General features: G+C 35.4%; 30 protein-coding genes and 1 pseudogene. All 31 read right to left on the bottom strand.

Annotated elements, in window-relative coordinates:
- Nucleotides 1–27: 27 nt before the first annotated feature.
- The 31 genes and pseudogenes from rpsD to RBH29_RS14205 all read right to left on the bottom strand — a co-directional run bounded on the left by rpsD (nucleotide 28) and on the right by RBH29_RS14205 (nucleotide 15,310).
- The gene (gene rpsD / locus RBH29_RS14355) at nucleotides 28–654 is read right to left on the bottom strand and encodes a 30S ribosomal protein S4 (protein ID WP_306697622.1); all 627 of its coding nucleotides are present in this window, start codon (nucleotides 652–654) and stop codon (nucleotides 28–30) included.
- 74 nt (nucleotides 655–728) lie between these two features.
- Nucleotides 729–1,133 carry a 30S ribosomal protein S11 gene (gene rpsK / locus RBH29_RS14350; protein WP_306697621.1) on the bottom strand — a complete coding sequence of 135 codons (405 nt, stop codon included), beginning with the start codon at nucleotides 1,131–1,133 and terminating at the stop codon, nucleotides 729–731.
- A 21-nt stretch (nucleotides 1,134–1,154) separates the two neighbouring features.
- Nucleotides 1,155–1,526, bottom strand: coding sequence for a 30S ribosomal protein S13 (gene rpsM / locus RBH29_RS14345; RefSeq protein ID WP_306697636.1), 372 nt, complete (start codon nucleotides 1,524–1,526; stop codon nucleotides 1,155–1,157).
- A 172-nt stretch (nucleotides 1,527–1,698) separates the two neighbouring features.
- Nucleotides 1,699–1,812 (bottom strand): 50S ribosomal protein L36, encoded by a 114-nt coding sequence (gene rpmJ / locus RBH29_RS14340; protein ID WP_306697620.1) that lies wholly within the window; start codon nucleotides 1,810–1,812, stop codon nucleotides 1,699–1,701.
- Nucleotides 1,813–1,830: 18 nt separating this feature from the next.
- Entirely contained in the window at nucleotides 1,831–2,049 is a 219-nt protein-coding gene (infA, locus tag RBH29_RS14335; RefSeq protein ID WP_306697619.1) for a translation initiation factor IF-1, read from the bottom strand.
- 51 nt (nucleotides 2,050–2,100) lie between these two features.
- On the bottom strand, nucleotides 2,101–2,379 hold the full coding sequence (locus RBH29_RS14330) for a KOW domain-containing RNA-binding protein (RefSeq protein ID WP_306697618.1): 279 nt from the start codon (nucleotides 2,377–2,379) through the stop codon (nucleotides 2,101–2,103).
- Nucleotides 2,380–2,444: 65 nt separating this feature from the next.
- A complete protein-coding gene (gene map, locus RBH29_RS14325) occupies nucleotides 2,445–3,215 on the bottom strand; it encodes a type I methionyl aminopeptidase (protein ID WP_306697617.1) in 771 nt (256 codons plus the stop codon).
- Nucleotides 3,215–3,862, bottom strand: coding sequence for an adenylate kinase (locus RBH29_RS14320; protein WP_306697616.1), 648 nt, complete (start codon nucleotides 3,860–3,862; stop codon nucleotides 3,215–3,217). Before RBH29_RS14320 ends, map begins: the two co-directional genes overlap by 1 nt.
- Before the next feature lie 41 nt (nucleotides 3,863–3,903).
- The gene (gene secY / locus RBH29_RS14315; protein ID WP_306697615.1) at nucleotides 3,904–5,187 is read right to left on the bottom strand and encodes a preprotein translocase subunit SecY; all 1,284 of its coding nucleotides are present in this window, start codon (nucleotides 5,185–5,187) and stop codon (nucleotides 3,904–3,906) included.
- A gap of 1 nt (nucleotide 5,188) precedes the next feature.
- Entirely contained in the window at nucleotides 5,189–5,629 is a 441-nt protein-coding gene (gene rplO, locus RBH29_RS14310) for a 50S ribosomal protein L15 (protein WP_306697614.1), read from the bottom strand.
- Between the two features lie 15 nt (nucleotides 5,630–5,644).
- Nucleotides 5,645–5,824: a 50S ribosomal protein L30 gene (gene rpmD / locus RBH29_RS14305; protein ID WP_306697613.1), complete on the bottom strand. Its 180-nt coding sequence runs from the start codon at nucleotides 5,822–5,824 to the stop codon at nucleotides 5,645–5,647.
- A gap of 12 nt (nucleotides 5,825–5,836) precedes the next feature.
- Nucleotides 5,837–6,337 carry a 30S ribosomal protein S5 gene (gene rpsE, locus RBH29_RS14300; RefSeq protein ID WP_306697612.1) on the bottom strand — a complete coding sequence of 167 codons (501 nt, stop codon included), beginning with the start codon at nucleotides 6,335–6,337 and terminating at the stop codon, nucleotides 5,837–5,839.
- A gap of 16 nt (nucleotides 6,338–6,353) precedes the next feature.
- Nucleotides 6,354–6,722 (bottom strand): 50S ribosomal protein L18, encoded by a 369-nt coding sequence (rplR, locus tag RBH29_RS14295; RefSeq protein WP_306697611.1) that lies wholly within the window; start codon nucleotides 6,720–6,722, stop codon nucleotides 6,354–6,356.
- A 17-nt stretch (nucleotides 6,723–6,739) separates the two neighbouring features.
- The gene (gene rplF, locus RBH29_RS14290) at nucleotides 6,740–7,279 is read right to left on the bottom strand and encodes a 50S ribosomal protein L6 (protein WP_306697610.1); all 540 of its coding nucleotides are present in this window, start codon (nucleotides 7,277–7,279) and stop codon (nucleotides 6,740–6,742) included.
- Between the two features lie 67 nt (nucleotides 7,280–7,346).
- Nucleotides 7,347–7,745 (bottom strand): 30S ribosomal protein S8, encoded by a 399-nt coding sequence (gene rpsH, locus RBH29_RS14285; RefSeq protein ID WP_306697609.1) that lies wholly within the window; start codon nucleotides 7,743–7,745, stop codon nucleotides 7,347–7,349.
- A gap of 26 nt (nucleotides 7,746–7,771) precedes the next feature.
- Nucleotides 7,772–7,957: a type Z 30S ribosomal protein S14 gene (locus RBH29_RS14280; RefSeq protein ID WP_306697608.1), complete on the bottom strand. Its 186-nt coding sequence runs from the start codon at nucleotides 7,955–7,957 to the stop codon at nucleotides 7,772–7,774.
- A 17-nt stretch (nucleotides 7,958–7,974) separates the two neighbouring features.
- The gene (gene rplE / locus RBH29_RS14275; RefSeq protein ID WP_306697607.1) at nucleotides 7,975–8,517 is read right to left on the bottom strand and encodes a 50S ribosomal protein L5; all 543 of its coding nucleotides are present in this window, start codon (nucleotides 8,515–8,517) and stop codon (nucleotides 7,975–7,977) included.
- Between the two features lie 30 nt (nucleotides 8,518–8,547).
- Nucleotides 8,548–8,892 carry a 50S ribosomal protein L24 gene (gene rplX / locus RBH29_RS14270; protein ID WP_306697606.1) on the bottom strand — a complete coding sequence of 115 codons (345 nt, stop codon included), beginning with the start codon at nucleotides 8,890–8,892 and terminating at the stop codon, nucleotides 8,548–8,550.
- A gap of 17 nt (nucleotides 8,893–8,909) precedes the next feature.
- Nucleotides 8,910–9,278, bottom strand: coding sequence for a 50S ribosomal protein L14 (gene rplN / locus RBH29_RS14265; protein WP_306697605.1), 369 nt, complete (start codon nucleotides 9,276–9,278; stop codon nucleotides 8,910–8,912).
- 23 nt (nucleotides 9,279–9,301) lie between these two features.
- Nucleotides 9,302–9,559 (bottom strand): 30S ribosomal protein S17, encoded by a 258-nt coding sequence (rpsQ, locus tag RBH29_RS14260; protein WP_306697604.1) that lies wholly within the window; start codon nucleotides 9,557–9,559, stop codon nucleotides 9,302–9,304.
- Nucleotides 9,560–9,583: 24 nt separating this feature from the next.
- Complete coding sequence (gene rpmC, locus RBH29_RS14255; protein ID WP_306697603.1) at nucleotides 9,584–9,787, bottom strand: 50S ribosomal protein L29; 204 nt, start codon at nucleotides 9,785–9,787, stop codon at nucleotides 9,584–9,586.
- Nucleotides 9,777–10,214, bottom strand: a complete 438-nt coding sequence (gene rplP / locus RBH29_RS14250) for a 50S ribosomal protein L16 (RefSeq protein WP_306697602.1) — start codon at nucleotides 10,212–10,214, stop codon at nucleotides 9,777–9,779. The genes rpmC and rplP overlap by 11 nt, the downstream gene beginning before the upstream one ends.
- The gene (gene rpsC / locus RBH29_RS14245; RefSeq protein ID WP_306697601.1) at nucleotides 10,201–10,881 is read right to left on the bottom strand and encodes a 30S ribosomal protein S3; all 681 of its coding nucleotides are present in this window, start codon (nucleotides 10,879–10,881) and stop codon (nucleotides 10,201–10,203) included. The genes rplP and rpsC overlap by 14 nt, the downstream gene beginning before the upstream one ends.
- Before the next feature lie 20 nt (nucleotides 10,882–10,901).
- On the bottom strand, nucleotides 10,902–11,378 hold the full coding sequence (gene rplV, locus RBH29_RS14240; protein ID WP_459076788.1) for a 50S ribosomal protein L22: 477 nt from the start codon (nucleotides 11,376–11,378) through the stop codon (nucleotides 10,902–10,904).
- A gap of 31 nt (nucleotides 11,379–11,409) precedes the next feature.
- The gene (gene rpsS / locus RBH29_RS14235) at nucleotides 11,410–11,694 is read right to left on the bottom strand and encodes a 30S ribosomal protein S19 (protein WP_306697600.1); all 285 of its coding nucleotides are present in this window, start codon (nucleotides 11,692–11,694) and stop codon (nucleotides 11,410–11,412) included.
- A 58-nt stretch (nucleotides 11,695–11,752) separates the two neighbouring features.
- Nucleotides 11,753–12,586 carry a 50S ribosomal protein L2 gene (rplB, locus tag RBH29_RS14230; RefSeq protein WP_306697599.1) on the bottom strand — a complete coding sequence of 278 codons (834 nt, stop codon included), beginning with the start codon at nucleotides 12,584–12,586 and terminating at the stop codon, nucleotides 11,753–11,755.
- Between the two features lie 115 nt (nucleotides 12,587–12,701).
- Nucleotides 12,702–12,983, bottom strand: a pseudogene (gene rplW, locus RBH29_RS14225) (50S ribosomal protein L23); the annotation flags it as partial.
- Nucleotides 12,983–13,606, bottom strand: a complete 624-nt coding sequence (gene rplD, locus RBH29_RS14220) for a 50S ribosomal protein L4 (RefSeq protein ID WP_306697597.1) — start codon at nucleotides 13,604–13,606, stop codon at nucleotides 12,983–12,985. The gene rplD and the pseudogene rplW, both read right to left, overlap by 1 nt.
- Nucleotides 13,607–13,629: 23 nt before the next feature.
- On the bottom strand, nucleotides 13,630–14,268 hold the full coding sequence (gene rplC / locus RBH29_RS14215; protein ID WP_306697596.1) for a 50S ribosomal protein L3: 639 nt from the start codon (nucleotides 14,266–14,268) through the stop codon (nucleotides 13,630–13,632).
- An 81-nt stretch (nucleotides 14,269–14,349) separates the two neighbouring features.
- Complete coding sequence (gene rpsJ / locus RBH29_RS14210; RefSeq protein ID WP_306697595.1) at nucleotides 14,350–14,661, bottom strand: 30S ribosomal protein S10; 312 nt, start codon at nucleotides 14,659–14,661, stop codon at nucleotides 14,350–14,352.
- A 412-nt stretch (nucleotides 14,662–15,073) separates the two neighbouring features.
- Nucleotides 15,074–15,310, bottom strand: a complete 237-nt coding sequence (locus RBH29_RS14205) for a hypothetical protein (protein ID WP_306697593.1) — start codon at nucleotides 15,308–15,310, stop codon at nucleotides 15,074–15,076.
- Between the last annotated feature and the right edge of the window lie 115 nt (nucleotides 15,311–15,425).

Here is a 15,425-nt window from a genome sequence, read left to right as displayed (position 1 = left end):
CAAATACACTTAAAAATATGTTTATAATTATTTGGAGTATAACTCAACTATAAGGCTTTCTTTTATTGGTAAATCTATGTCATCCCTTGAAGGAAGGGCTGTTATTTTACCAGTTAAATTGTCCGCATCGTATGAAATCCATTCATTATCCGGCTTTGCAGAAGCAGCCTCTGCATTATCCTTTAGTTTAGAAGAATTTCTACTCTTTTCATTTACAGCTACAATGTCTCCAACCTTAACTAGGTATGATGGTATATTAACCTTTTTGCCATTTACAGTAAAGTGACCATGTCTAACCAATTGTCTGGCTTCTTTTCTTGACATTCCAAGCCCCATTCTATAAACAACATTATCAAGCCTTAGTTCAAGTATTTGAAGCAAATTATCACCTGTAATTCCCTCTTTCTTAACAGCCATATTAAAGTATTTTCTAAATTGGCTTTCTAAAATACCATAGTATCTTCTTGCTTTTTGCTTTTCTCTAAGCTGAATACCATACTCAGATAACTTTTTTCTACCCTGTCCGTGCTGTCCAGGAGCATATGCTCTTCTTGAAATCGCACATTTATTTGTAGTGCATCTTTCTCCCTTAAGGAAAAGCTTTTCGCCTTCTCTGCGGCAAAGTCTACAAGATGCATCAGTATATCTTGCCATTTAATTTTACACCTCCAGCAATTTTTTATTAAAATATATATATTAACTTTACTGCAACATAAAGCAAGACAGGTTTACACCCTTCTTCTTTTTGGCGGTCTACATCCATTATGAGGAATAGGAGTTACGTCTTTAATAAGACTAACTTCAAGTCCCGCAGCCTGAAGTGCTCTTATAGCAGCTTCTCTTCCTGACCCTGGTCCCTTTACATATACTTCTACAGTTTTTAGACCATGATCCATCGCACCCTTAGCAGCAGTTTCAGCCGCCATTTGAGCTGCATATGGAGTACTTTTTCTTGAGCCTCTAAACCCAAGACTTCCCGCACTTGACCATGAAAGTGAATTACCTGTCACATCAGTTAAGGTAACTATTGTATTGTTAAACGTAGAACGAATATGTGCTGCTCCACGCTCAATATTTTTTCTTTCTCTTCTCTTTCTAGTGGTTCTTCTTCCACCAGATGATTTAATTGCCATTAGACCGCTAACCTCCTTTTACTATTTTTTCCTTTGAGCACCTGCTGTTCTCTTTGGACCTTTTCTTGTCCTTGCATTTGTCTTTGTCTGCTGACCTCTTACAGGTAACCCTTGCTTATGTCTTCTTCCTCTATAGCATCCAATCTCCATCAATCTCTTTATGTTAAGAGATACTTCTCTTCTAAGGTCTCCCTCAACAGTATGTTGCTTATCTATAGTTGCCCTAAGTTTGTTAACTTCATCATCTGTCAAATCTCTTACTCTTGTATCTGGACTAATCCCTGTCTCTTTTATTATCCTACTTGCTAGACTTCTTCCAATACCAAAGATATAGGTTAATCCAATTTCCACCTTTTTTTCTCTAGGTAAGTCAACTCCGGCAATACGTGCCATCTCTTTTAACACCTCCATAATATTACTTCTGATAATTTCTACATTATTTTTTAATTTATAAAATAAACACCCCAGGACATGAGTAATATAAATATGCTAATTTTACTACCCACGCAGCCGCTCCTGTATGCTATTTTTATATATATAATTTACAACTCATAAAATCCCTGTTTTAGCCCTGTCTTTGTTTATGCTTGGGATTTTGACAGATAACCATTACTCTGCCTTTTCTTCTAATGATTTTACACTTTTCACACATAACTTTTACAGATGGTTTTACTTTCATTTTCATTACCTCCTTAAATTACTTAGCCCTCCATGTTATTCTACCTCGAGTCAGGTCATAAGGAGAAAGTTCTATCGTAACCTTATCTCCCGGTAAAATTCTGATAAAATTCATCCTGAGCTTTCCCGAAATATGAGCTAAAACCTTGTGCCCATTATCCAATTCAACTTCAAACATTGCATTTGGCAATGCCTCTATAACTTTTCCTTCAACTTCAATCACATCTTCTTTAGACAAGATTAAAAACCCTCCTTATTTCTATTATCAAATATCATCCATCTAAAAGACTTAAACCTCATTATCATTAACCTCTAACTGTGCTATTGCCTTTCTGATTTCTGAATTTGAAACCCTCTCTCCAGTTTTAAACTTTTCATTCAAAGGTAAAATAACTTTTTCGGTAACTTTTAGATGCTTTGTTTTCTTCTTCTTTGCCTTTTCAATTCGTCTTAAGTCACCATCTGAAACCAAAACATTGTCTCCATCTATTTTTCCAACTACAACAAATATTCTCCCTGCATCTCTACCTGCAATTGAATGCACTACCTGCCCCAAGCTCAGATCCATTATATCACCTCTATTAAAATTCCCAAACCAGCATTTTAAATTAAAGTCTTCTTTATATAATAAGCCTAATCAATCATAGTTAATATTAAAGGCTCTTTTTCAGTAACGACAATGGTATTTTCATAGTGAGCTGATAGTTTTTTGTCAAGAGTAACTACCGTCCATCCATTATCCAAAACCTCAATTTCATGGGTTCCCTCATTTACCATTGGCTCAATGGCAAGGGTCATTCCCTTATCCAACCTGGCTCTTTGAAATTTGCTACGATAATTTGGTATCTGTGGCTCCTCGTGCATTTCTCTTCCAATACCGTGTCCAACAAATTCACGGACAGCAGAAAATCCTGATTTTACAACACAGTCCTCAATTGCTCCTGAAATATCAATTATTCTCTTTCCTGATGTAGCATACTTTATTCCTTCAAAAAAACTCTTTTTTGTAACATCAATCAGCCTTTGAGCTTCAGATGATATATTTCCTACAGAAAAAGTTCTTGCTGCATCTCCATGAAACCCATTTATATACGCACCAATGTCAACACTTATAATATCGCCATCTTTTAACTCTCTTAAACAAGGTATTCCATGAACTACTTCGTTATTTATTGATGAACATATACTTCCCGGGAAATCATCGATGTCAAAATAGGCCGCTTTATATCCTTTAAAGGAAGGTACCGCCCCTTTGCTTCTAATAAATTCCTCAACAATTCTGTCAAGTTCAATAGTTGTAACTCCAGGGCTGATATTTTCTTCAACTTTTTTGAGAGATAACGCCACTATTTCTCCTGCTACTCTCATACGGTCTATTTCATTTTTTGTCTTTTTTGTTATCATTAACCTTCACCCAAAGCTTTGATTACTTCATTAGTTGTATCCTCAATTTTTTCTTGCCCTGTAACTGTAACAAGACTTCCCTTTTTAGTATAATACTCTATTAAAGGTTCTGTCTGTTTGTGATAGGTTTCAAGTCTTTGTTTAACGGTTTCTTCCTTGTCATCTTCCCTTTGTATTACATCTGACTTACAACTGTCACACACACCTTCTGTAGTCGTAGGCTTGTATTTTGTATGATAACTTATTCCACATTTAGGACAAACCCTTCTACCGGACATTCTTTTTACTATTTGACTATCTGGAACATGTATGTTTAATACTTTATCAAGTTTAACTTTCATTCCTTCTAAGATAGCATCTAATTTTTCTGCCTGCTCAATTGTCCTTGGAAATCCATCTAATATAAAGCCATCTTTACAATCAGACTGTGTAAGCCTGTCTTCTACTATTCCTATCGTTACATCGTCTGGAACCAACAGTCCCTTGTCAATGTATTCTTTAGCCTTTTTTCCAAGCTCTGTACCATTTTTGATATTACTTCTAAATATATCGCCGGTAGATATATGAGGAACATTATATTTTTTTGATAAATTTACCGCCTGTGTTCCCTTACCAGCACCTGGTGCTCCAAGTATAATTAATCGCATAATATCCTCCACATTTTGGTATTACTAATTCTATATATCAATTATTCTAAAAATCCTTTATAATGTCTTGTAATCATTTGTGACTGTACCTGCTTCATAGTCTCTAATGCAACACCTACCATAATCAATACACTAGCTCCAGCAATCCAAACTCCTTGTAATTCTGTTAAACTTCCAAGAACAGCTGGGAATACCTGTATCATGGCAATGAATAGTGCTGAAAACCAAGTTATTCTGTTTACAACTCTAAAAATATAGTCTGAAGTTGGTTTTCCTGGCCTTATTCCTGGTATAAAACCGCCATTCTTCTTCATATTGTTTGCAAGTTCAACTGGATTGAACTGTATAAATGTATAGAAAAAAGTAAAAAACATTATTAATACACCTGTAAAAATAGAAACCCATATATTATTTACAAAGTTCTCTCTAAAGAAAACTGCAAGTCCATGGTTCGAATCAGCCCAAAAAAACGAAACTAAAGTAGGAGGAAGCATAACAAATGATGATGCAAATATTATTGGAATAACTCCTGCCATGTTTACTTTTAGTGGTATATGTGTGCTCTGACCACCGTACATTTTTCTTCCTATTACTCTTTTTGCATATTGAACAGGGATTCTTCTCTCAGCCTGTTGAACCCACACAACGGCTGTCACTATTGAGAGAAATACCAGTGCTATCACAGCTACACCGATATAAAGCATTATGCCTGTTCCTATCTGATCTGATTGTTGCATTATTGCGTCCACTGCACCAGGACCGCTTGAAAGAATACCTGCAAAAATTATCAATGAAATTCCATTTCCTATACCATATTCTGTTATTTGCTCTCCCAGCCACATCAAAAAGGCTGTTCCCGCTGTAAAACTCAATGTTATTACTATAAAGGCCAATGGTCCTCTTTCAATTACCGCACCACTTATTCCAAAATACAAACCTGTTGCCTGTAAAAATGCTAAAACTACAGTACCATATCTGGTGTACTGAGCCATTAGCTTTTTTCCCTCTTCCCCTTCTTTGGCAAGACGTTCAAGCTTAGGTATTGCAACCGTTAACAAGTTCATAATGATAGATGCAGTAATGTATGGCTGTATACTCATGGCAAATATAGTTGCATTCGCTAGTGCGCCTCCACCAATAATATTGGCAAAATTAAATATAGAGGCTCCGCTTACTAACTCTTCAAGGGCATCGGGATTTAGAAAAGGTACGGGTATAGCCGCTCCTATTCTAAAAATCACCAACATAGCCAGCGTAAATACTATTTTTTTGCGTAAATCCGGTATATTAAAGACGTTTCTTATAGTCTCAATTATTGCACCCATACTATATCACCTCGGCCTTTCCTCCTGCAGCCTCAATTTTTTCAGAAGCTGTTTTGGTAAATTTCGTAGCTTTTACAGTAAGTTTTTTACTTAACTCTCCATCGCCTAAAATTTTAATACCGTCTATTACTTTATTTACCAAGCCTTTTTCTTTTAATAATTCTTCATTAACAACAGTTCCATTATCAAAAATATTTAAATCTGATACATTTACTTCTGAATAAACTTTGGCAAATATATTGTTAAAACCTCTCTTTGGAACTCTTCTATAAAGAGGCATCTGTCCACCCTCGAATCCAGGCCTTACTCCACCACCTGAACGAGAATTCTGCCCATCATGACCTCTGCCTGCTGTCTTTCCATTTCCAGTTGCACGACCTCTTCCTTTTCTTCTGGGCAGTTTCTTTGATCCTTTATCAGGTTGTAATTCAAATAACTTCATTGATTACACCTCCCTTTATATTTCTTCCACATCTAATACATGTTCAACTTTCTTTATCATACCTCTAACTTGAGGATTATCATTTTGCTCCACGAAAGTACCAATTTTCTTTAAACCCAAAGCTTTAACAGTTGCTTCCTGAGGTTTTTTTAATTTATTTGTACTTTTTACTAATGTTATTTTAAGCTTTGCCACCAAAGTCCCCTCCTAACCTAATACTTCTTCAACAGTTTTATTGCGAAGTTTAGCAACTTCTTCGACAGTTTTTAGCTGAGAGAGACCTGTAATAGTTGCATTGACCATATTCATTGCATTATTTGATCCTAAAGATTTTGTTCTTATGTCTTTTATGCCTGCCAACTCCAAGACCGCTCTTATAGGACCTCCAGCTATAACTCCAGTACCTGGCCCAGCTGGCTTTAAAAGCACTTTTCCAGCACCAAATACCCCTAACATTTCATGTGGAATTGTTGATTCTACCATTGGAACCTTAACAAGGTTTTTTTTGGCAGTATCTATGCCTTTTCTAATAGCATCAGGTATTTCAGTCGCCTTTCCTATACCAGTTCCAACATGGCCGTCTTCATCTCCTACTACTACCAAGGCACTAAAACGAAAATTTCTACCGCCCTTAACAACCTTGGTTACACGCCCAATATTAACTACTTTTTCTTTTAAATCCAATACACTGGCATCAATTTTTTGCAATTGTTCTACCTCCTTTTTAAAATTCTAATCCGCCTTCTCTTGCACCTTCTGCAAGTTCTTTTACTCTTCCATGATATAAATATCCACCTCTATCAAAAACCACTTTTTTTATACCATCTTTAGATGCCTTCTGTGCAACAAGTTTACCCACTTCTTTGGCTACTTCCTTGTTTCCAGAAAATTTGTACTTGCCTTTTATACTGCTATCAAGTGAAGATGCAGAAACAAGAGTATTTCCCTTAGTATCATCTATAATTTGAGCATAAATATTTGTAAGGCTTCTATATACATTTAAGCGTGGTCTCTCAGGTGTCCCTTTTACTTTTTTACGCACTCTAACATGCTTCCTAGCTCTAGCAACATTTTTACCATGCTTTTTAATCATCTAGTCTCACTCTCCCTCTACTTAGCAGTTTTGCCTTCTTTTCTTCTTATAATTTCATCAGCATACTTAATTCCTTTACCTTTGTATACCTCTGGTAATCTCTTGCCTCTTATTTTAGCAGCAAATTGACCTACTGCCTGTTTATCTACACCCTTGACAGTAAGTTTTGTAGGTTCTGGCACATCAACTGTTATGCCTTCTGGCTCCTCCATCTCAACTGGATGTGAGTACCCTAATGTGAGTACTAGCTTTTTTCCCTGCTTTTGTGCTCTATAACCAACTCCGTTTATTTCAAGAGACTTTGTAAACCCTTCTGTTACTCCAAGCACCATATTATTTATCAATGTTCTTGTCAATCCATGCAAGGACTTATGTTTCTTTTGTTCTGAAGGTCTCTTAACTGAGACAACTCCATCTTCCACTTCAATAATCATATCCTTATGAAGTGTTTTTGTCAAAGTACCATTTTTACCTTTTACAACAATAGTATTATCGTCCTCAAGTTTAACATCAACTCCGGAAGGTAACTTTACAGGTAATCTACCTATTCTGGACATAATCAATCCTCCTGTTCTTAACATTGTGAGTTCTATACTTTTGAACTCTTTTCAGATACATTTTACACTACCATACAAAAGCTAGAACTTCTCCTCCAACACCTTCAGTTCTTGCTTTCTTATCAGTCATAACTCCCTTAGAGGTTGAAATTATAGCTACACCTAAACCTCCAAGTACTCTTGGTATTTCTCCCTTACCTGCATAAACCCTCAATCCAGGCTTACTAATCCTTTTAATTCCTGTAATTACATTTTGCTTGGTAGGAGCATACTTAAGTTTTACTCTTATTACTCCTTGCTTTCCATCTTCTATTTCCTCTATTGCTTTTATATAACCCTCTTCTAATAAAATAGCCGCTACTGACTTCTTTAAACTAGAAGCTGGTATATCAACTGTTTCATGTTTTGCAGAACTAGCATTTCTTATTCTGGTCAACATATCTGCTATTACATCTGTTGCCTGCATATGCTTAACCTCCTTTCACAAGATATCTACCAACTTGCTTTTTTTACACCTGGTATCTGGCCTTTATAAGCCAGTTCTCTAAAGCACAAACGGCATATTCCAAATTTTCTAATGTAAGCATGAGGTCTCCCACATAGTTTACAACGATTATACTCTCTTGTCTTATACCTTTGTGTTTTCTTCTGCTTCAGTATCATAGCCTTTTTTGCCACGCAAAAATCCCTCCTTTTTAGCTTTGGCCGAACGGCATTCCCATTAACTTTAATAACTCTTTAGCTTCTTCATCAGTTTTAGCCGTTGTTACAAAAGTTATATCCATTCCTCTTACTTTCTCAACTTTATCATATTCAATTTCAGGAAATATAAGTTGCTCTTTAACACCCATTGAATAATTTCCTCTTCCATCAAATGAGTTTACAGGTACTCCTCTAAAGTCACGAACCCTTGGAAGTGTTACATTTAAAAGTTTATCAGCAAAATCATACATTCTTTTTCCTCTTAATGTAACCTTACAACCAATGCTCATACCTTCTCTAAGCTTAAAAGCTGCAACAGACTTTTTTGCCTTTGTTACCACAGGCTTTTGTCCTGCGATTAATGTCATATCATTTACTGCAGCATCTAATGCTTTAGCATTTTCCTTTACATCTCCAACTCCCATATTTAATATAACTTTTTCAAGTTTAGGAATTTCCATTGGACTTTTATAATTAAACTTTGACTGCATAGCCGCTGTTATTTCGTTAAAATATTTATCCTTTAATCTTGGCATTTAAACAACCTCCTTCCTTAACGAGAGTACTTACTTTTTTGGTCCTCTTATTGAATCTATAGTTTCTCCGCATTTTTTGCACTCTCTATCTTTTGAACCATTTTCATATACAGTTATTTTAGTCTTTGAAGGTTTACCGCATCTTGAGCAAACCAACATCACTTTTGAACTGTGTATTGGTGACTCCTGATTTACAATTCCCCCTTGCTGTCTCGGTGGTCTGGGCTTTACATTTTTTTTGGTCATGTTAACTCCTTCAACTACAATCATACTTCTATCAGGCATCGTATCAATAACTTTACCTTTTTTATCTTTATCCTTGCCATTTAAAACTATAACAGTATCACCTTGTTTTACATGGATTTTATTTTTCATCTAAGTCGCCTCCTCTCTTATAAAACTTCTGGCGCAAGTGATAATATTTTCATATATTCTCTATCTCTCAATTCTCTTGCTACAGGACCAAATATACGTGTTCCTGTAGGATTCTTATCCTCTTTTATTACTACCGCTGCATTTTCATCAAACCTAATATATGAACCGTCAGGTCTTCTAATTCCCTTTTTAGTACGGACAATAACACACCTTACGATTTCACCTTTTTTCACAACGCCACCTGGTGTTGCATGTTTAACTGAAGCTACTACTATATCTCCGATATTTGCATATTTCCTTTTGGATCCTCCAAGAACCTTTATACACATTACCCTCTTTGCCCCAGTGTTATCAGCAACCTTAAGCATCGATTCTGCTTGAATCATGTTTAAACCTCCTTTCAACTACTCTAACGAGCTCTTTCGATAATTTCAGCAAGTCTCCATCTTTTATCTTTACTCAAAGGACGTGTTTCCATAACTCTTACAACATCGCCTACATTGCATTCGTTATTCTCATCATGGGCTTTGAGCTTATATGTCTTTTTAACAAACTTTTTATATAGAGGATGCTTTTCTGATCCCACTATATTTACAACTATAGTTTTATCCATCTTATCACTTGTTACTTTGCCTGTTCTTGATTTTCTTAAACCTCTATCTGACAACTAAGCCTACCTCCTTTCAAGGTATTACACCTTAATACCCTTAAGTTCTCTTTCCCTTAATATGGTCTTAACACGAGCAATTGACCTTTTAACCTCTTTTAACTTCATTGGATTATCAAGCTGATTTGTCGCATGTTGAAACCTTAACTTAAACAATTCAGTCTTTAAATCCCCTAATTCTTTTTGTAATTCATCATGTGACTTATCTCTTATTTCATTAGCTTTCATCTGCTTCACCACCCATTTCATCATCACGTGCTACAAATTTACACCTAATGGGAAGTTTATGCGTAGCAAGCCTCAGAGCTTCCCTTGCAACTTCTTCCGGCACTCCTGCAATTTCAAATAATACTCTTCCTGGCTTTACAACAGCTACCCAGTACTCAGGGGCACCTTTACCACTACCCATACGTGTTTCAGCTGGTTTTTGTGTTACAGGTTTATCTGGAAAAATCTTTATCCAAACTCTTCCCCCTCTTTTAATAGAACGAGTCATAGCTACTCTGGCTGCTTCTATCTGGTTACTTGTAATCCAGCCTGAATCCAGTGCTGTCAATCCATATTCACCATAGGTCACTTTATTTCCTCTAGTTGCAACCCCTTTCATTCTACCTCTATGAACTCTTCTAAACTTTACTCTTTTAGGCATTAACATTTTTTTCTCCTCCTTCCGGCCTTTTCTCCTTCTTAACAGCTGGAAGAACTTCTCCCTTATATATCCACACTTTAACACCTATTTTACCATATGTTGTATCCGCCTCTGCAAACCCATAGTCTACATCTGCCCTTAAGGTTTGTAGTGGTATGGTTCCAACATGATAATGCTCAACTCTTGCTATTTCCGCTCCGCCTAAACGTCCTGAAACTTGAGTTTTTATTCCCTTTGCACCTAGCTTCATGGTTCTTGACATTGCCTGTTTCATAGCTCTTCTAAAAGAAATTCTTCTTTCAAGTTGCATCGCTATATTTTCAGATACTATTTGTGAATTAAGCTCCGGTGTCTTTACTTCTGTTATGTTGATAAGAATATTCTTTTTTGTAAGCTTTTCTAACTGTCTTCTTAATTCGTCAATTCCTGAGCCGCCTTTTCCAATTACAAGACCTGGTTTTGCAGTGTGAACATTAAGCTTAATCTTACTAGCTGCTCTTTCAATTTCTATTCTAGAAATACCAGCAGTATAAAGTTTTTTCTTAATAAATTTTCTTATTTTAAAATCTTCAACTAGGAACTCACTAAAATCTTTGTCATTAGCATACCATTTTGTATCCCAGTCTTTTATAACTCCTATTCTTAATCCATGTGGATTAACTTTTTGTCCCATTATCCACCCTCCTTTTTGCGTTAATCTCTTTCCTTAACTATCAGTGTAATGTGACTTGTTCTTTTTCTTATCCTGTTTGCTCGCCCTTGAGCCCTCGGTCTTATTCTCTTTAAAGTAGGACCTTGATTAGCAAAACAATCTGCCACATATAATCCATCTCTATCCAAATCATTATTATTTGTTGCATTTGCTTCTGCTGATTTTAAAAGCTTAAACAATATCTCCGATGCAGCTTTTGGTGTATATCTTAAAATTGCATATGCTTCATCTATATCCTTGTTTTTAATTAAATCCAAAACAAGCTTAACTTTTCCCGAAGATATTCTTGCATATTTAAGTTTTGCAATCCCCTGCTCCTTACCAATTCCTAATGTCTTTCTTTCTTTCTTAGTAAGAGAAGCAAGTTTATTTGATTTTCTATACTTTTTACTATAAACTTCTAAGGCCTTTTCCTTGTCTTCAAGAAGTTCCTTTTTAGAAACTCTATTCTCTGCCAACTGGAATTCCTCCTTTCATATATGAACTTACTTACTTTAACGCTGTTGACCTTTCAGTATGACTCCCATGACCTCTAAACATTCTTGTAGGAGCAAACTCTCCCAATTTATGACCAACCATATCTTCTGTTATATATACAGGTACATGTTTTCTACCATCATGTACTGCTATTGTATGCCCAACCATCTGTGGAAATATTGTAGATGCTCTTGACCAAGTTTTAAGCACTTTCTTTTCATTTTTTTCATTCATTTCTTCAATTCTCAAAAGAAGCTTAGGTGCAACATATGGCCCTTTTTTTATAGATCTACTCATTATTTATATCCTCCTTTCATTTACCAATTATAAGAAAAAGAAACTACTATTTAAAAAATTACTTTTTGCCTCTTCTCCTTACAATATACTTATTAGAGTCCTTATTTTTCTTTCTAGTCTTGTATCCCAGTGTAGGTTTACCCCAAGGTGTAACAGGACTTGGCATTCCAACTGGTGACTTTCCTTCTCCACCACCATGTGGGTGATCACAAGGATTCATAACTACTCCTCTTACAGTTGGTCTTATTCCCATCCATCTTTTTCTTCCTGCTTTTCCTACAGAAATGTTTTCATGTTCAATATTACCCACCTGTCCGATGGAAGCTTTACATTTTAAGCTAACCATTCTAACTTCACCTGATGGAAGTCTCACCTGACCATATTTTCCCTCTTTAGCCATCAGCTGAGCTGAATTACCTGCTGATCTAACAAGCTGAGCTCCTTTGCCAGGTTTTAGTTCAATATTGTGTATTTGCGTTCCTAAAGGTATTTTACTAATAGGCAGTGCATTTCCAGCTTTAATATCTGCATTTTCACCTGATTCAACAATATCTCCTGTTTTTAAACCCTCAGGAGCTATTATATATCTTTTTTCACCATCTAGATAGTATAATAATGCAATATTAGCTGTCCTGTTAGGATCATATTCAATAGCTGCCACCTTTGCCTTTATATCATCTTTGTTCCTTTTAAAGTCTATCACTCTATATTTCTTTCTTTCTCCGCCACCTCTATGTCGAACTGTAATTCTTCCGTATGAGTTTCTGCCAGAATTTTTCTTAAGAGGCTCCAATAAAGATTTTTCAGGCTCTTTCTTGCTTACTTCCTCAAAAGTAGATACTGACATAAATCTTCTAGCTGGAGAAGTCGGTTTATATTTTTTAGTCGGCATATCATTTTCACTCCTTTATCAATCTTAGCTTACAAGATTAATGCTATTGTGTAACTCCAAATTCATCGATAGCTGTCTTAAGCTTTTTGTTAATAACAGCCTCTTTTCCACCCTTCTCGGTATAAGTCACAGGTCTTGGATCAGTATCAATTTTTACAACTGCCTTTTTCCAATCAGCCCTATATCCTTGATGTACTCCCATTCTCTTTTGCTTTCCTTTAAAATTGAGAGTATTGACTTTAAGAACTCTAACCTGAAATAACTTTTCAACAGCCTGCTTTATTTCAGTTTTTGTAGCATTTTTGTCAACTATAAAGGTGTACTTGCCATCTGCTATCGCTTCATTACTTTTTTCTGTTATAAATGGCCTTTTTATTACATCTTCAATAAATCTCATTATGCGTACACCTCCTCTATCTTAGACACTGCATCCCTAGTTACAATAAATTTGTTATGCTTTACAATATCATAAACATTAATTGTGTTAACAAGTAATGTTTTTATACCAGGTATATTTTTTGATGACTTTACAATGTTGTCATTTTTTTCAGGAATTACTATTACTGCACTTTCATCCACTTCTAAATTCTTCAATATTTCTGCCATATGCTTTGTCTTAATTGAATCTAAATTTAATGAATCCAAAATAAGAATTTCATTATCAGCAACCTTTGAAGAAAGAGCTGATTTTAATGCAAGTCTTCTTACTTTCTTAGGAATAGTATAGCTGTAATCTCTTGGCTTAGGTGCAAATGTTACTCCACCTTTTGTCCAATGAGGTGAACGTGTAGTACCATGTCTCGCTCTTCCTGTACCTTTTTGTCTCCATGGCTTTGCACCGCCACCACGAACTTCACTTCTTGTCTTAGCTGACTGTGTTCCCTGTCTCTTATTTGCCAATTGATTAACCACTACTTGATGAACTGCTCCTTTATTAACATCAACAGCAAATATATTTTCATTAAGTTCAATATCACCAATTACTTTTCCGTTTATATCAAAAACATCAACTTTTGGCATTTGAATTCCTCCTTTCATCCAGTTTATTTACCAGATTTTATTGCATCCTTAATTATTAGTAATCCGCCCTTGGCACCTGGTACAGCACCTTTAACAAGTAGTAAATTTCTATCTGAATCCACTCTTACCACATTGAGATTTTGAACTGTAACTTTATCTACTCCCATGTGTCCAGGAAGTTTTCTGCCTTTGAATACCTTTCCTGGATCAGCACATCCAGACATCGCTCCTACTCCTCTATGGTAGTGTGAACCATGAGTTTCACGCCCTCTTGCATATCCATGTCTTTTCATAGGACCTGCAAAACCTTTACCTTTTGATATTCCTGTTACATCTATTTTATCTCCATCTTCAAACATATCAGTTACTTTTACTTCCTGCCCAACTTCAAATTTATCTGCTTCGTCAACTCTAAATTCTTTTAAATGCTTTTTAGGAGATATTTTATGCTTAGAAAATACGCCTTTGTCAGGCTTATTTAAACTTTTTTCTTTTACATCTTTATATCCCACTTTTACAGCCATATATCCATCGGCATCAACGGATTTTGTCTGAACTACAGTAACAGGTCCTGCTTCTATTACTGTTACTGGCACTGATAACCCTTCTTCAGTAAAAACTTGTGTCATTCCTAATTTTTTGCCTAATATAAATTTCCCCATTATCGTTCCCTCCTATTGGTTATTGGTTCACTTTAATGTACTTACAGATTTGTGAACTTGACCTCTTTTTTAAACAACACCTTAAAGTTTAATCTCAATGTCTACGCCTGCTGGTAAATCAAGTCTCATTAAGGACTCAGTTGTCTTAGGTGTTGGAAGAAGTATATCAATGAGTCTTTTATGAGTTCTCATCTCAAACTGTTCCCTTGAATCTTTGTACTTATGTGGTGCCCTTAATATAGTGATTATTTCTTTTTCAGTGGGCAATGGCACTGGCCCTGAAACGCTAGCTCCTGTTCTTTTTGCCGTATCAACTATTTTTTCAGCTGACTGATCAAGAACCTGATGATCAAATGCTTTTAATCTGATCCTAATTTTCTGTTTGTTTGCCATACATAATCCTCCTTTAATTGTTACGTACAACAAGCAGTTATCTGTACACTATGCCGGGTGTTTCCTGTTTGGCTATTTAAAAACTCAGGTAATATCTATCCCATCCTAGGGCAGTTAACCTGAGCTGTACTTAGTCAATACTTACACATTTTTTATGCATTGCAAAATGTACAGTGACTTGTCGCCCGGTTTCTAGAATCGGACATTCTCCTTAGAAGTTACCTGCACTTAGTACAGCAATCTCCTAATTCATCGTATGTCTTGTCACAACATTCAATATTCTACTACATTTCTTTGGATTTTGCAAGAACTTTTTTAAATTTTTTTTATTAAATAGTTACCTGTTAACAATTCTTAATACTTATTTATAGCTATTTCTATAATTATCTTTAATATTTTTTATTTATGATTGTTATCTATATTGAATTTTAGATAGTCCTTCTACATGAAAAAACTCAATTTCATTATCATAATATAGAAAGGATACTCCATCAATCCATTCTCCACTGTAATCTCTTTGTAAAAATGTTTCTATCAAAGTTACAGAAGTCTCTCTGCCACCTGTTGTACCTTGAAAATAATGGCTCTTCCATGATCTTCTTATACTTGTGTTTTTTTCATCATACTCCCTTAAATTAATAACAGCCACATTCTTTTAATCCACTATTTCTATTTTAACTACTTCAATAGGTAAAGAATTATAAATAAATACTGATAACTTATTTGCTAATTCATTTAATTTTTCAATTAAAGATTTATTTTTA

Origin of the sequence: Herbivorax alkaliphila (assembly GCF_030848475.1) — a bacterium.
GTDB lineage: Bacteria > Bacillota > Clostridia > Acetivibrionales > Acetivibrionaceae > Herbivorax.
The sequence above is the reverse complement of the archived record's forward strand: the minus strand, read 5'-3'. Positions and strand labels throughout refer to the sequence as shown.

What these genes read in the sequence shown, in the direction of transcription:
- rpsC (WP_306697601.1), bottom strand. Translation starts at nt 10,881, where the DNA reads ATGGGACAAAAAGTTAATCCACATGGATTAAGAATAGGAGTTATAAAA.
- rplE (WP_306697607.1), bottom strand. Translation starts at nt 8,517, where the DNA reads ATGCCAAGATTAAAGGATAAATATTTTAACGAAATAACAGCGGCTATG.
- map (WP_306697617.1), bottom strand. Translation starts at nt 3,215, where the DNA reads ATGATAACAAAAAAGACAAAAAATGAAATAGACCGTATGAGAGTAGCA.
- rpsM (WP_306697636.1), bottom strand. Translation starts at nt 1,526, where the DNA reads ATGGCACGTATTGCCGGAGTTGACTTACCTAGAGAAAAAAAGGTGGAA.
- rplB (WP_306697599.1), bottom strand. Translation starts at nt 12,586, where the DNA reads ATGCCGACTAAAAAATATAAACCGACTTCTCCAGCTAGAAGATTTATG.
- rplN (WP_306697605.1), bottom strand. Translation starts at nt 9,278, where the DNA reads ATGATTCAAGCAGAATCGATGCTTAAGGTTGCTGATAACACTGGGGCA.
- RBH29_RS14320 (WP_306697616.1), bottom strand. Translation starts at nt 3,862, where the DNA reads ATGCGATTAATTATACTTGGAGCACCAGGTGCTGGTAAGGGAACACAG.
- rpmC (WP_306697603.1), bottom strand. Translation starts at nt 9,787, where the DNA reads ATGAAAGCTAATGAAATAAGAGATAAGTCACATGATGAATTACAAAAA.
- rplP (WP_306697602.1), bottom strand. Translation starts at nt 10,214, where the DNA reads ATGTTAATGCCTAAAAGAGTAAAGTTTAGAAGAGTTCATAGAGGTAGA.
- rplX (WP_306697606.1), bottom strand. Translation starts at nt 8,892, where the DNA reads ATGAAAAATAAAATCCATGTAAAACAAGGTGATACTGTTATAGTTTTA.
- rplC (WP_306697596.1), bottom strand. Translation starts at nt 14,268, where the DNA reads ATGGGGAAATTTATATTAGGCAAAAAATTAGGAATGACACAAGTTTTT.
- rplR (WP_306697611.1), bottom strand. Translation starts at nt 6,722, where the DNA reads ATGATTAAAAAGCATGGTAAAAATGTTGCTAGAGCTAGGAAGCATGTT.
- rpsS (WP_306697600.1), bottom strand. Translation starts at nt 11,694, where the DNA reads ATGAGTAGATCTATAAAAAAAGGGCCATATGTTGCACCTAAGCTTCTT.
- rpmJ (WP_306697620.1), bottom strand. Translation starts at nt 1,812, where the DNA reads ATGAAAGTAAAACCATCTGTAAAAGTTATGTGTGAAAAGTGTAAAATC.
- RBH29_RS14330 (WP_306697618.1), bottom strand. Translation starts at nt 2,379, where the DNA reads ATGGATCTGAGCTTGGGGCAGGTAGTGCATTCAATTGCAGGTAGAGAT.
- rplO (WP_306697614.1), bottom strand. Translation starts at nt 5,629, where the DNA reads ATGAAGTTATTTGAATTACAACCTGATAAAGGATCAAAGAAACTGCCC.
- rpsH (WP_306697609.1), bottom strand. Translation starts at nt 7,745, where the DNA reads ATGCAGGCAACAGATGTAATAGCAGATATGTTGACCAGAATAAGAAAT.
- rpsD (WP_306697622.1), bottom strand. Translation starts at nt 654, where the DNA reads ATGGCAAGATATACTGATGCATCTTGTAGACTTTGCCGCAGAGAAGGC.
- secY (WP_306697615.1), bottom strand. Translation starts at nt 5,187, where the DNA reads ATGGGTGCAATAATTGAGACTATAAGAAACGTCTTTAATATACCGGAT.
- rpsK (WP_306697621.1), bottom strand. Translation starts at nt 1,133, where the DNA reads ATGGCAATTAAATCATCTGGTGGAAGAAGAACCACTAGAAAGAGAAGA.
- rplF (WP_306697610.1), bottom strand. Translation starts at nt 7,279, where the DNA reads ATGTCCAGAATAGGTAGATTACCTGTAAAGTTACCTTCCGGAGTTGAT.
- rpsJ (WP_306697595.1), bottom strand. Translation starts at nt 14,661, where the DNA reads ATGGCAAACAAACAGAAAATTAGGATCAGATTAAAAGCATTTGATCAT.
- rplD (WP_306697597.1), bottom strand. Translation starts at nt 13,606, where the DNA reads ATGCCAAAAGTTGATGTTTTTGATATAAACGGAAAAGTAATTGGTGAT.